Below are 13,585 nucleotides of genomic sequence, written 5' to 3' on the forward strand. Positions count from 1 at the left end.
GGTACGAACCATGACGTCCATCACCCATTTCCGTTCGATCGCTGCTGCGCTGCTGGCAGCAACTGTGCTTGTGGCGCCGCAGGCGGCGATCGCGCGCGACGGCCGCCGCATTCCTCTTGATCTGCCGGCACAGCCACTGGCCGATGCCTTGCGCAGCCTTGCCCTTGCATCGGGCCAGACCGTGCTGGCCGATACGCAAGTCGTGGGCTCGCGCCTTGCTCCTTCCGTGCGCGGCACGTTCACGGTTGGTGAGGCCCTGACGCTGTTGCTGGCAGGGTCTGACTTGCAGAGCGTCGAGGTCGGTGATGCCTACGCAGTGAGGCCGGTCCCGGCGCGTCTGCCGGGGGAGGGGAGTGGAGCCAACATCCCCGAGATCCTGGTCACCGGCACCCGCATTCGCGGGTCTGCGCCTGCCGGCGCACAGGTGATCGCGATCGACCGCAAGGACATTGAGCAAAGTGGCCTTGCCACGACCCAGGAGGTCATGGCCGCGATCCCGCAGAACTTCGGCGGCGGCGCCAATGAGGGCACGGTCGGCTTCACCACGCGCAACAATGCCGGCGGCAACATCGGCTACGGCGCGAGCGTCAACCTGCGCGGCCTCGGGACGACTTCGACGCTGACGCTCGTGGAAGGCAACCGGCTCGCGCTGGGCGGGGGAGGGGGCACCTTCGTCGATCTCTCGCTGATCCCGACGAGCGCGATCGAGCGGATCGAAGTGCTCGCTGACGGGGCCTCTGCAATTTACGGCTCGGACGCGGTTGCCGGCGTGGTCAATGTCAGGCTCCGCCGCAATTTCGAGGGCGCGGAAACCAGCCTGCGCACAGGGATCGCGGATGGCTTCACCGAATTCCAGACGAGCCAGATCGTCGGCAAGCAGTGGTCCACTGGCCGAATCATGGGGTCTTACGAATACTACGATCGCACGCGCCTTGGATCGGAGGACCGCGCTTATGCGACCGAAGACCTACGCCGCTACGGTGGACCCGATTATCGCCAGGCTTATGCCAACCCGGGCACGATCACGGCGGCTGACGGCAGCGTCTATGGTATTCCGAAGGGGCAGGATGGCACGCATCTGTCAGGGTCCGACCTGATCCCGGGCGTCACCAACCTTGGCGATGGCCGTAGCCAAACCGATCTCCTGCCTGCAACCCGCCGCCATGCCGGCATCATTGCCTTCGAGCAGGAAATCACCCCCGCGGTCACGCTACGCGTCCAGGGCTTTGCCGCCGATCGCCGGTCGTCTCAGCGCTACTTCGCGCTCAATTCGCCGGTCACGGTCACGTCTGCGAACCCATTCTACGTCGATCCGATCGGCACCGGTCAGCCGGTCAGCGTCACCTACGATTTCCGGAAGGATCTCGGCGCGCCGCTCAACAGGGCGCACGTTACCAACTGGGCGACCTCGGCCTCGCTCGAAGCGCGGTTCGGGCAGTGGCGCGGCGAGGTCTATGGCAGCTACGGCCAGCAGCACGAACAGCTGGATTCTCTCAATGAGGTCAACAATGCTCGCCTGGCGGCCGCGCTTGCGGACAGCCATCCGGCGACAGCCTTCAACGTGTTCGGCGATGGCTCGCACACCAGCGCGTCGACGATCGACAAGGTGCGCGGCTCTGCGACGCAACGCGATCGCTCGCGCCAGACCACGGCAGGGTTGAAGTTCGACGGGCCACTGTTCGCGCTGCCGGGTGGTGCTCTACGGCTTGCCGTCGGCTCCGAATACCGGGCCGAAGCCTTCGGTTCCGCCTATGTCTATGACGATTTCAGCCTCAGTCCGATCTCGGGTGGCGACACCGGCTACCCGCTCTCGCGACATGTCGTTGCGGGCTATGCCGAACTCATGGCACCGCTGGTCGGACCGGAGCAGGGCATTTCCGGGATCCACCGGCTCGACCTCTCGGTGGCGGGCCGCATTGAGCACTATTCTGATTTCGGGACGACGACGAATCCGAAAGTTGGCGTGACGTGGGAGCCCGTCGAAGGGCTGGCCCTGCGCGGCGCGTACGGCACGTCGTTCCACGCGCCAGGCTTCTTCGATGTGCGTCAGGGACCAGGGCTCAGTCAGGTCGTGCCGCTGCCGGTATCCGATCCGACATCGCCTGGCGGATCGAGCAATGTCGTCGCGCTGTTCGGCAACAATCCGGCGATCGGACCGGAACGAGCGCGTACGTTGACGGCCGGTATCGATCTCCGGCCGAAGGCCGTGCCCGGCCTTGCATTGAGCATGACCTGGTTCGACGTCTCCTACCGCGACCGCATCTTCAACCCGGCGGTCGATGCCTTCACGTTCCTCACCCAGCGTGACCGCTACGCCACGCTGATCACCGCGAACCCATCGACGGCAACGCTGGCCGCTCTCTATGCCGATCCGAACTTTACCAACCCGTTCGGCATTCCCGCCTCGGCGATTGCCTATGTGATCGATGCGCGCAACGCGAACCTTGCGCGCAACCACCTCGACGGGATCGACTTTGATCTTGGCTACCACAAGCCGCTTCGCGGCGGCGCCTTCGAGATCGGTGCGTCGGGAACCTGGCTGTTTCACCTGACGCAGCAATTTACCGCGACATCGCCCGTGGTCGAAGCGCTCGGCACGATCGGCAACCCGGTGCGCTATCGCGTCCGTGGTCGCACATCGCTTCAGTTTGGTAGCGTCGGTGTTGCAGGTTTCGTCAACCACACCGCCGGCTACGCCAACACTGCGGTCAGTCCGGTCGAACATGTTGCCAGCTGGACGACCGTTGATGTCCAGTTGAGCAAGACCTTTGGCGAGGTCGATGGCCCGATGCGCGGGACCCGGTTGTCGCTCAGCGTGACGAACCTGTTTGACCGCGATCCGCCCTACGTCAACAATCGCACGCCCTATTCGGCATCGGGTTTCGATCCCGAACAGGCAAGCGCCGCCGGTCGGGTCATTGCTCTCCAGCTGGTAAAGGCATGGTGATGCGCAAGGCTTCAGCTCCCCTTGCGTTCGCCCTGCTGGTTCTGGCCCCGGTTGCGGCTCATGCCGCTGCCGGGGCCGGGATTCGCGCAGAAATCGAAATGACGCGGATCGATAGCCCGTCGATTTCTCCGGATGGGCGCCTTGTCGTCTGGCGTGAAGCGCGCGCCTCGATCGACCGGAACGCATATGACATTGCCTGGTTCGTCGCGCCCGCAGACGGTTCCAAACCGCCACGGCGGTTTGCTGACGCGGGTGAACCAACCTTGCTCAATGGTACGATGCTGGCGCGCGCGCCGATCTGGACCTCGGATTCGCGCGCGATCCTGTTCCGCAAGCTTGCGAAGGGTGAAGCGCAGGTCTGGCGCGCAGAGGTCGATGGCAACGACGTGCGCGAACTGACCCACGAGGACGGGAACGTCACCGACGTGGCGGCGCTCGAGAACGGGCACAAGATTGCCGTTGCAGTCGGCCAATCACGTGCGGCCATTGCTCTCGCCGAGGACGAAGAGAAGGACAGGGGGACCCTGATCGATGCGAGCGTTGATCCGCAGCGACCGCTTTATCGGGGCGACTGGATCGACGGGCGCTGGGCGACAGGTCGTTTGCGCGGCGCTTGGTTCGAGCAAGGGGGCATTTTGCCCAAGCAGGCGCCACACCTTGAGATCCTCGATCCCCAATCCGGCATACTGCGCGAGCCCAGCGCGCAAGAGCAGCAGCTCTACGCGCCACCGATCAAGGGCTTCGATAAGCTGGGCGGCGAATTTGTTATGGTTCGCGCAGAGTCGGGCGATGATCGCGGCAATGTCCTTCTGCTTGGCAAAGGGGAGGACTATCGCCTTGTCCTCGCCGCGCCCGATGGGAAGGAAGTCGCGCGGTGTACCGATGCGTTGTGCAATCCGTCGAAGGTGCGATCGATCAGCTGGATCGGGCACCGCAATGAAGTGATGCTGGAGGTTCGCCAGACGCCCAACAATTCCTCGCTGATCGTCTGGAATCTTGCCGACGGATCCATGCGCCAACTGGTGGCTGGCGAAGGTCTGCTTGAAGGGGGCGCAGATCTTGGTGATCCCTGCGCGGCACACGAAGTCGTGATCGCCTGCGTTGCGGCCAGTGCGAATGTTCCGCCGCACCTGGTGCTGGTCGATCCGCAAAGCGGTGCCTTGCGGACCCTTGCTTCCCCCAATCCTGAATTGCCATCGAGTGAGCCGCATTTTGCGCCGCTGAATTGGTTCGATGCCAAGGGGCGACCCTTTGCCGGGTTCATTGCTCTGCCGCCTGGGCACACCGGGTCTGTGCCGTTGTTCATCACCTACTATTCATGCGCGGGCTATCTGCGCGGCGGGCTTGGCGACGAATTCCCGTTGAGAGCGCTCGCGGCACATGGGATCGCGGCGATGTGTATCAATCGCTCTGCTGGCTTTGTCGGTGGGGGCCGCAACACCGAGGCTTATGCGGTGGCTGAAGCCGGCATCGGAACGATCATTGACAAGCTCGCGGCCGAGGGCACCATCGATCCTGCGCGCGTGGGCGTCGGCGGGGTCAGCTTCGGCGGTGAGGTGGCCGCCTGGCTTGCGATCCATACTCATCGATTGCGCGCTCTGTCCGTCGCCAACGTCATGCTGACCCCGGCCTATTATTGGTACAATGCGGTCGCCGGGCGCGATGTCGCTGGTGTGTTGCGCAGTTCATGGGAGATCGGAGATCCCGATCATGACCGCAAAGGATGGCGGCGGATATCGCCGGCGTTCAACGCGGACCGGATCTCGGCGCCATTTCTCATGCAGGTGCCCGAGCAGGAATATCGGTCCAATGTCGAGCTGCTGTCCCGACTGCAGCGCGCCGGCAAGCCCGCCGAACTCTGGGCATTCCCCCAGGAAATGCACATCAAGTGGCAGCCTCGCCACCAGCTTGCTGCCAATGAACGCAACCTCGACTGGTTCCGATTCTGGCTGGCCGGCGAGGTGGATCCCGATCCCGCCAAGGCCGCGCAATACGTCCGCTGGCGCGGCTATGGCTCGTCGAGCCAGGCGCGTACCCAGGCTTCGGTGTCGATCAAGGGGAAGAGCAGATAAGTGTCGGCATCGCCGCGACGAGGTTGCCGCGCGAGTGCAGCCTCTAGCCTCTGCCGGTCGAGTAGCCCGCTGCGCGACACGTGTCCCTCGAGCAGGAACGGCTGCAGCGCGTTGCGATTGCGGGCCAGCATCGCAATGGCATAGCTGTCGAGTCCCCCCTTGGTGCGTCGGTCGAGCACGCTTGCAGGAAGAAAGCCGCTGTACGCGGTTCGGGCGACCGCGCGATCACGACCGTGCTCGATCCATAGCCACGAAGGAATGCGCAGCGCGGTCTCGACCACGGGCTGGCTCAGCAGGGGAAAGCGCGAGGGTGTCACCGCGTGACGCCCGTACCCCTCGACATGGGCAAGCGCTGCGAGGATCGCACGAACATGGCTGCGCTTGCCGGGCAGCACATCGGCCGGTTCCGCGAGCCAGGGATGGACAGGTGCGATGGTGGGTAGAGCGTCTTGCGCCAGAAAGCCGGTGGTCCGCGGCCATTGAGACTGCGCTGTGCGCTCGCATGCCTGTCGCCAGGCCCTTTTCGCGACGTCCCACACGCTGGCGTGGTGGATCCGCGCCAGAGCATCGACCGCAGACCACGCCGCGCGGCTGATGCCTAACCGGCGCAACACGTCGGCGGCAGGCGCGGCCGAGACGGGCGAGCAGAACACGCAATCGCCGCCTGCACCGCTGACGAAGGCGCCGATGGTCTCGGCGCGCGCTTTCTCGGCCAGCAGGTCATCGGCGAGCGACAGCGTCCTCGGCAAGCCAGGGCGCGCGCTTCGCATGCTGGCGGGGCGGGTGAGATTGACCGCCCCGGTCACGGCTACTTCGTCGAGCAGCAGCCCCGTGGCGATCGAAACTGCGCGGGCATAGAGCCGTTCGTCGCCCTCGCGCTCATCGGTCACGAGCGTTACGGCCCGTGCATTGGCTTTGTGACCTGCGAGCGCAGCAGCGAGGATCGAAGAGTCTACTCCCCCCGACAGTTCAAGAAGGCAGCGAACGTCGCGCGGGATCAATCCTGCAACCGCGCGCTCGACGCTAGCGCGGAGGTCCTGTCGTGCCCTTAGCGGGTCGCCTATCTCGCGGTTCTGCGCGGTCCAGGTCCAGGGCGACCACACTTGGCGGCGATGCCAGGCCCCGTTCGGCCCTTGTTCCAGGCTTTCCCCGCCGAGCAACTCCTCGATTCCGGCAAGGCCCGTCTCGGTAGTCTGCAGATGTTGGAACGCGAGATGCCGCCCCACGAACTCCCAGGCAAGCGCGGGCTTCTCACCCGTAACGGCCAGGATGAGGTCTGGATGTGAGGCGATAATCTCGATGCCTTTTCCGCTTCTCCGGTAGGCGGGAAGATGTCCCAGCGGCGCGCGCATTACCCAGTGGGGCGTGCCATCGGTGCCAAGGCCCAGAGCTAAATAGTTGCCCCAGGATTCGGTTATGAGCTCATCGGGCGTTTCGCATTGCGCGAGCAGGACCGGGGCGGCATCGGACATCTGTCCGATCACCACCAATGACGGATGCTCCACGACAGCAAGGCCCGGTGCTGCAAACAGGGTAAAGCCCTTGCCGAAGTCCCGGCGTTGAAGGCCGAATGCTGGAAGTTGTGCCGTAGCTCGTGACAGCAAGGCAGGGGACCGCTCTGCCCCCATAACCAGAAGATAGCGTTCAGGGTTCATAGCGCCAGGATCGGTTGGAAGCGCAGCGCGCGCTCGAGCGGGTCAGTCAGCACCACCTCGCCGATCTGTGCCCAGCAATGCGCTTCGAACGGGTGGCACTTCACGCCGAACACCAGCCGCACATCGTGGCCATGCCGCCTTGCGCGTCGCGTGAAAGCCAGCGCATCGGGCAGGCAACAGGGGCGGAAGGGCGCCAGCCGTCGTCCCGTGTCGAAGTCGCGGGCCAGCTCACCTATCTCTTTTGCGGAACGCCGTTGTCTGGCGTTCCGCAGCGCGCGCAACACACGCTCAAGCGGCCATCGCCGCAGATCCAGCCTGCTCGCGGCACAGTCGAGGACGACGCCCAGATCGTGGCGGGTAGCCGCCCGAAATGGCGCGCCGCCTTCAAGCACGCTCGACGTCGGGAGCGGGATGCTTCGAGGATCCAGATACGACGCATCGGATTGTAGTTGGTCGGCGATGAAGCCGGCACGATGCAAAGCCGCGAGCCCGGCATGGTCCGGGTCAATCGGGCGCGAATTGGCGATCTCCAGCAGCGCGACCGCCGCTTCGCCGCCGACTTTTCGGTAGCGATCGCACGGTACATCGAGAACGATGACGGAGTCCTCGCACCGGGTAACGCCGATCCCGTCGGCGAGCCGGAAGGTGGGGGGAGGGGGCGGAGATACCATCGGCGTATCCCTGAATCCGGCAACAGGCGCGCTTGTGACCAAGCGCGCCTGCCGAAGGCTTATTCGGAGTCGAGGCCCAGCGGGCGGGCGATCACCCCGAATTCGAGCTGGTTGCCCGGCGCGCCGAGCGTTTCGGTGCTGGCGGCGCCGAGGTCTTCGACGTCTTCGATCAGTTCGATCTTGCGTTCCATGGCTTTCACTCCATCACTTGCGCCGCACGATCGCGGCAAAGTTCAGGCTACGAAGCCGGTCTTCCGATCCGAATTTTATACCGCAGTGATATGCCGATTGTTGGCGCCTCACGCGCTCCCGCGTACCCTGTAGGCCGCGCGCACCAGTTTCGCTGCGGCGCCGACCCTACGATGATACCAGGCCCGCCACATCCGGCGCAGCGCGGCGCGATCAGCCTGGTCCAGCGCCTGTTCGATGTGTGCGAGTTCGCCGGGCGCATTCTCGATCACCTTTTCCTCGAGGGTACGCACGGAATGGAGCCGTGCGCCGAGCCGGGCGAGGGCGCGAGCGTGTTCACTATTGGCCGAACCTTCGGCCACTGTCCCGACAGCACCGGCCACACGCTCGGCATAAGTGAGTTGCTGGCGGTTGGCGGTTGGCGATGCCGGGATCAGCTGGGCTTCCTTCAGTGCGAGGCGCAGGATCTGTGCTTCCCAAGCAAACATGTCGCGCAAGCCCGGCTCGTCGAGCGACGGCAGATGGAAGCCGCCCGCCCGGCGGGATTCGACAAGGCCTTCACCGGTAAGCGTGTTCAGCGCATCGCGCACGGGCGTTACGCTGGCCGACAGTTGCTCGGCCAGCAGCGCCGCGTCGAGACGATCGCCCGGGCAAAACCCATGATTGAGAATAAGCGAGCGCAAGGCCTCGTATACCCTGCCGGCAGTTGGCCCGGCATTCATGCAGCCTCCCGTCCGCCCGCGGTAAAGGCATCGGCCGCCGCCATCTGGTCGGGGCGCAGCGCATCGATTGCGCCCAGCGGACTGCCGTCATAATCTCCCAGCAGTACCGAGGGACACTGTCCCTCGAAATTGCCGAGGTTGGGCCGGTGCTGGCGATATCCCACCAGGGCGGCAAGCTCCGGGTCGAAGTGCCGCGCGACTTCTGGTGGATAGGCCAGCCACTGGTTCTCGTAAGGTTTGAGCCACCCGAGCGAATAGCCGATGACGATGCCTCGCCGCACCATCTCGCTGCAGTTGGCGCCTGCGCCATGGAGCGTGGAGCCAAGGAACAGCAAGGCTGCGCCCGGCGCCATCTCACCGATCGTCTCCAGGCCGTCGGCTCCGGCTTCGAGCGCCCGGGCCCCGTGGCTGCCAGACCAGAGCCGGGTAGCACCATTCTCTGCCGTGAACGGTGTGAGTGGCCACATCACGTTGACGAGGTACTCGATCTCGCCGACAGGCCCGCGCCACATGTCCTGGTCGCGATGCGGGAACTGCGCCGGCGCGCCCGGATGCACTGCAATCGCCTGCGTGGTGTTCAGCTGGATGCGGTCGCACCAGGGCGAGAGTACCTGCTCGACGATCGACAGGATCAGCCGATGACAGACGAGGGCGCGGGCATGCGGCGAACGGATCAGAAGTCGCCCGAACCGTTTGGTAGTGCCGCCGTAGAACGAGCCTATGCCGAACGGCGTGTCGGCGAACGGTTGTTCCAGATCCTTGTCTAGCGTGCGAACCATCCGGGGCGGAAGCGCGCCGCGGACGATCGTGAAGCCGCGCGTCGTCAGCTCGTGGACATGACGCTCGACCTGAGCCGTGGCGATCGCGGAAGAGAGAGCATTCATGGAGTGTCGCTCCTTTACGCAGCAAGGCTGGCAGGAATGCTCGGAAGTCCGGTCGCGCGGATTCCGCCGGCGAAAAGGCGAGCAGGTGTGTCTGCATCGATCAGGATGCGCACTGCGGCGAGCCGCTCACCCTTCATCTGGCCAAGTGGTCCGAGCGGGCGGCAATCCCATCCGAAATCCACGATCTGGCGCAGCCATCCCAACTCCGCGACGGCGCAGTACTGGGTAATGCCGTTGGCCAGCGCGTAGTCGACGAGCGCCAGCACCAGCGCATCGCGCGCCTGGCGGCGCTCTGCGGCGCGCAGGCGCCGGTCGAGGCAGAACCGCGTGATCTCCAGGATGTCTGGAGCGGTGGGAACCGGGCCATCGCACAATTTGCGAAACAGCCCGGACAGAATGCCCTCTCTGGTGGTCGGAAGCAGACGCGCCGAAGCGAGGTGATTGCCGTCGGGGTCCGTCAGCACGAGGTAACGGGCGTGGACGTTGTCGAACTGGTCGATTTCGTATTGTCCGTCGAGGACCGGCACGTCCCATTTGAGCAGATCGACGAAAACCGATTTGCGGGCCGCAAACATGGCGCGCATTACTGTTGCGTCCGGCTCGCTGCCGGGCGTGAGGATGTTCAGCATGAGGGTGCTCCTGGACCGCTGTGGTCAGGTGCACGATCACGCCAGACGGGGTGCTCCGGCTATGCCGGGAAAGGGGTATAGACCCACGGACCGACGTCGTAGATCGTGATGATTCGCTCGCTCACGGCACAGAAGGCGAGCGCAACGCGTTTGGTGACGCCGTAGCGATCACAGGCAAGACGAATGTGGCGCGCGACCGTTTCTTCGGAAATGCCGAGGATTTTGGAGATCTCCCAGTCGGTCTTGCCGCGCGCCGCCCACAGAACACAGTCGCGCTGGCGATCGGTCAGTGTCGGGCGCTGGACGTCCCCTGAAAAGCCGCGGGGCAGCCACAATCGGCGAGCGACCTCGAACGCCTTGGTGCCGAGGACCTGGGCGAGCGGCAAAACATCGCTCTCCGCTACTTGCCCAAGAGAATTCACGAACGTGCACGAACCGCAGGCTTCGCCGGGGACGTTGACGGGAATTGTATAACCGTCGTGGAAGCCCTGGTTGCGCCCCGCCTCGAGAATAGCGAGATCCGCCCGATTGAGCGGTATGAGGGCGCGCATCCTGGACCACTGAAAGCCAAAGGCGGTTACCTGGCTCGCGCGATGGACCGGGTCCGAGAGCGACAAGGTCTGGCTGTCATAGTGCTCGGCCCAGCGCTCGGGATAATTGTGCAACCTGATTGCGCCATTGCCGGCCTTCAAAAGGTCGACATGGTGGGTCAGGGCAAAATACTGGAACCCCAGAACTCTGCACACCTCGCTCATGACGCCGCCAAGTTCGTCGCGGCTTCCCACACCTTCAACAAGATCGAGTAGCGTTTTAGCCGAGACTTGCATGGACGCCTGGCATAGCCACGATCGCCGGTAGCATCTTCAACTGCCGTTGTTCCTGACGATCGTCCTTTCCGTGTCTGCTGGACGGCCCCTGCGGTTCCCAGGCCTCCGAAATCGCCCAAGTGTTGCTGGATTATTTCTAACACACCTCGATTATGCTGCAATGCAAGATGTTGCTGATTTGGCGAGGATTTGATTGCCCTGCGGCAGTTGTGCAACGCATCCCCCAGTCGTCCCCCTCGCGCATTTTCGCTTGGCAGAAGCGCACAAACCGGCGAGTCTGGCCCTCATGCGCTCGACGATTGACCACTTGCCCGAAACCAAGGCCAGGGAACTGGCCTACGTGGTCGAGGTCATTCGTTCCGGCTTCGAGGCTGCCACCGCGCGCCGCACGCAGGAGCGCTTTCGTGGGGGCAAGCTCCTCAAGATCATCCTGTTCGGCAGTTATGCCCGCGGCGATTGGGTCGAGGATCCGGTCGGGCGCTACTTCTCGGACTACGATCTGCTCGTCGTCGTGGACCGCGAGGAGCTGACCGACGTTGCCGAGTTCTGGGACAAGACCGAAAGTCGCCTGTTGTCCGATCTGACCGCCGGTACGATCCTGCGGACCCCGGTGAGCCTGATCTACCACGCGCTCGACGATGTGAACGACAAGCTTCGGCTTGGCCGCTACTTCTTCATGGACATCCTCAAGGATGGTATCGTCCTCTTCGAGGAACCAGGCCACGCGTTCGTGGAACCGCTACCGCTGTCTCGGGAAGAAGCTCTGCGTGAGACGCAGGAGTATTTCGAAGACTGGTTTGCTACCGCCCTACAGTTTATCGAGGGGGCACATTTCCATCTAGATCGCGGTCATTTCAACCTAGCGGCCTTCAACTTTCATCAGGCAGTCGAGAGATTCTACCACTGTCTGTTTCTTGTCCGCACTTTGTGGTCCCCCAAATCTCACAATCTCAATCGCTTGCGGCTCTTGGCCGAAGAGATGGAGCCGAGCTTGAAAGCGGTTTGGCCACGCGCCAGGCGCGCCGAGCGGCGCTGCTATTCGCTTCTGCGCGATGCTTACATCAAGGCCCGATATTCCTCCTCGTATCACATCACGAATGACGAACTTGCCTGGATCGCCGCGCGTGTCGCGGTCCTGCAGGACGCTGTCCGGGCGGTGTGCGAAGCTCGTATCGAGGATCTGGAGAAGGCCGCCTGACGCGCCCTCGGGTTGCGCCGATTCTTGGCTAGTTTCCTGCCCACAACATTGCGCGCAGCTTTGACCGTCCCTGGCCGAACCTTTGTCCGATGCTGGCAGCTGCTGCCCGCGCCCTTTTCAACGATTGAGCAAGCCCATGTCCTCCAACGATCATGACACCTTCGAGCGCGCCGCGCGCTTCCTCGAATCCAGTGGGGATTACCGTGTCCTGCGCAAGCTGGGGCCCGTAACGGGTTTTCATGCGCCGATCCTCGGTGCCGAATATCGCGTCGGTGTGGCGATCGATGTCGAGACCACAGGTCTCGATTGCTCAACCGACAGGATCATCGAGTTGGCCGTTCAGCGCTTCCGCTACGATTTGGCGGGGCGCATTGTAGAGGTGCGGCAACCTCGCGTCTGGCGCGAAGATCCCGAGCGTGCACTGGATCCTGTTATCACCCGACTGACCGGGCTGACGGACGACATGCTCAAGGGAAAGATCATTGATGAGGAGATGGCGCTGGAGATTCTCGCGTCGGCAGACCTCATCGTTGCCCATAATGCCGGATTTGATCGTCCGTTTGTCGACAAGCGCCTGCCTGGCGTTGCGGGCAAGGCGTGGGCCTGTTCACTGGCAGAGCCAGACTGGCTGAACCTCGGGTTCGACGGGCGGGCACTTGCCCATCTCGTGTCGCAGTGCGGTTGGTTCTACGAGGGCCACAGGGCCGAGGCCGATATTCTCGCGCTCATCTATCTGCTCGCGCACGACTTGCCCGACGGGCGTACCGTCATGTCACACCTGATGGCCGCGTCTGAAAGGCCGAGCTTCACGGTCAATGCGGTTGATGCCCCGTTCGACAGCAAGGACCGCCTGAAGGCGCGGGGATACCGCTGGAATCCGGTTCTACGTTTCTGGTCCAGGGATATTCCCGAGGTCGAGCGCGATGCGGAGGAGGCCTGGCTAATGTCGGATGTTTATGCTGGGCATGGAGCACCGGCATTTTTGGCAGTATCAGCGTGCGACCGGTACAAGGCGTCGTGATGCGATCGGGTGATGTTGGACGGGCAGAAAACAGTGAACTACGGTCTTGAGCGCTTTGTCGATGCGCAGCGCGATACCTACCTGGCCGCTCTCAGCGAAATCAGAAAGGGTCGAAAGCAGACTCATTGGATCTGGTACATTTTCCCGCAAGTGGGCGGGTTAGGTCGAAGTGGAATGGCGCAACGCTTCGCCATCCGCTCGCTGGAAGAGGCCCAGGCGTACCTCGCTCATCCTGTCCTTGGCAGCCGTCTCCAGGAATGCGTCACTGCACTGCAGGATTTGCCGATGTCTGACCCGGAGGCGGTGTTTGGCGCGCTCGACGCCGTAAAGGTGCGATCATCGCTGACATTGTTTGCCGAGGCGGATCCGGAGCAGCGGTTATTCTCGGCCGCGCTGGACCGTTGGTACAAAGGTGCGAGAGACCCACGCACGCTGAATATCCTAGCCGCTGCAACGGCTATCGGCCGTGCCGTCGAAGACGTTGGCGATGACGCCCGACCGCACTCGAAGTCGCGGCCTCGATAAGTGAATGGTATTCGGTGACAGGCTATTGCCTTGGTTCGGAACTATGTAAAATCTGATTGGAACGCAGGCTATTCAGAGCCGATTATGGCTCTCGAACGACCATGGTTGGGGACTGACCGTAAGCGGTGTTTCGCGCCCACCTTGCGCTGGCGGGTGTCAGCGTTGAATTTCCGCGCCCTGACGTAAGTTGAGGCGCTACTCCTATGATTATCTCGGGTGACGATCCTGTGAGCAAGGGTGCTCGG

General features: G+C 63.5%; 12 protein-coding genes. 5 read left to right on the plus strand and 7 right to left on the minus strand.

All coding sequences use genetic code 11. The features are described from left to right. Positions 1–10: 10 nt before the first annotated feature. Positions 11–2,947 carry a TonB-dependent receptor gene (locus LDN95_RS20575; RefSeq protein WP_226019422.1) on the plus strand — a complete coding sequence of 979 codons (2,937 nt, stop codon included), beginning with the start codon at positions 11–13 and terminating at the stop codon, positions 2,945–2,947. Continuing rightward, entirely contained in the window at positions 2,947–5,019 is a 2,073-nt protein-coding gene (locus LDN95_RS20580; RefSeq protein ID WP_226019423.1) for an Atxe2 family lasso peptide isopeptidase, read from the plus strand. Before LDN95_RS20575 ends, LDN95_RS20580 begins: the two co-directional genes overlap by 1 nt. Here the strand turns inward: LDN95_RS20580 and LDN95_RS20585 are convergent. The 7 genes from LDN95_RS20585 to LDN95_RS20615 all read right to left on the minus strand — a co-directional run bounded on the left by LDN95_RS20585 (position 4,956) and on the right by LDN95_RS20615 (position 10,596). Then, positions 4,956–6,674 carry an asparagine synthase C-terminal domain-containing protein gene (locus tag LDN95_RS20585; RefSeq protein WP_226019424.1) on the minus strand — a complete coding sequence of 573 codons (1,719 nt, stop codon included), beginning with the start codon at positions 6,672–6,674 and terminating at the stop codon, positions 4,956–4,958. The two genes, LDN95_RS20580 and LDN95_RS20585, sit on opposite strands and share 64 nt — an antisense overlap. After that, entirely contained in the window at positions 6,671–7,345 is a 675-nt protein-coding gene (locus LDN95_RS20590) for a lasso peptide biosynthesis B2 protein (protein WP_226019425.1), read from the minus strand. The genes LDN95_RS20585 and LDN95_RS20590 overlap by 4 nt, the downstream gene beginning before the upstream one ends. A gap of 59 nt (positions 7,346–7,404) precedes the next feature. After that, the gene (locus LDN95_RS20595) at positions 7,405–7,536 is read right to left on the minus strand and encodes a benenodin family lasso peptide (protein WP_169495135.1); all 132 of its coding nucleotides are present in this window, start codon (positions 7,534–7,536) and stop codon (positions 7,405–7,407) included. A 108-nt stretch (positions 7,537–7,644) separates the two neighbouring features. Next, positions 7,645–8,256 (minus strand): GntR family transcriptional regulator, encoded by a 612-nt coding sequence (locus tag LDN95_RS20600; RefSeq protein WP_226019426.1) that lies wholly within the window; start codon positions 8,254–8,256, stop codon positions 7,645–7,647. After that, the gene (locus tag LDN95_RS20605; RefSeq protein ID WP_226019427.1) at positions 8,253–9,140 is read right to left on the minus strand and encodes a phytanoyl-CoA dioxygenase family protein; all 888 of its coding nucleotides are present in this window, start codon (positions 9,138–9,140) and stop codon (positions 8,253–8,255) included. Before LDN95_RS20605 ends, LDN95_RS20600 begins: the two co-directional genes overlap by 4 nt. A gap of 14 nt (positions 9,141–9,154) precedes the next feature. Continuing rightward, positions 9,155–9,769: an acyl-homoserine-lactone synthase gene (locus LDN95_RS20610; protein WP_226019428.1), complete on the minus strand. Its 615-nt coding sequence runs from the start codon at positions 9,767–9,769 to the stop codon at positions 9,155–9,157. A gap of 59 nt (positions 9,770–9,828) precedes the next feature. Continuing rightward, positions 9,829–10,596, minus strand: a complete 768-nt coding sequence (locus LDN95_RS20615; protein ID WP_226019429.1) for a LuxR family transcriptional regulator — start codon at positions 10,594–10,596, stop codon at positions 9,829–9,831. 286 nt (positions 10,597–10,882) lie between these two features. Here LDN95_RS20615 and LDN95_RS20620 point away from each other — a divergent pair, with 286 nt between their 5' ends. The 3 genes from LDN95_RS20620 (at position 10,883) to LDN95_RS20630 (ending at position 13,340) form a co-directional block, all read left to right on the plus strand. Then, complete coding sequence (locus LDN95_RS20620) at positions 10,883–11,794, plus strand: HEPN domain-containing protein (RefSeq protein ID WP_226019430.1); 912 nt, start codon at positions 10,883–10,885, stop codon at positions 11,792–11,794. Between the two features lie 136 nt (positions 11,795–11,930). Continuing rightward, entirely contained in the window at positions 11,931–12,815 is an 885-nt protein-coding gene (locus tag LDN95_RS20625) for a 3'-5' exonuclease (protein WP_226019431.1), read from the plus strand. A gap of 33 nt (positions 12,816–12,848) precedes the next feature. After that, the gene (locus tag LDN95_RS20630) at positions 12,849–13,340 is read left to right on the plus strand and encodes a DUF1810 domain-containing protein (RefSeq protein WP_370631723.1); all 492 of its coding nucleotides are present in this window, start codon (positions 12,849–12,851) and stop codon (positions 13,338–13,340) included. Positions 13,341–13,585 lie beyond the last annotated feature (245 nt).

The sequence above is a fragment of the Novosphingobium sp. FKTRR1 genome (genome assembly GCF_020404405.1).
GTDB lineage: Bacteria > Pseudomonadota > Alphaproteobacteria > Sphingomonadales > Sphingomonadaceae > Novosphingobium.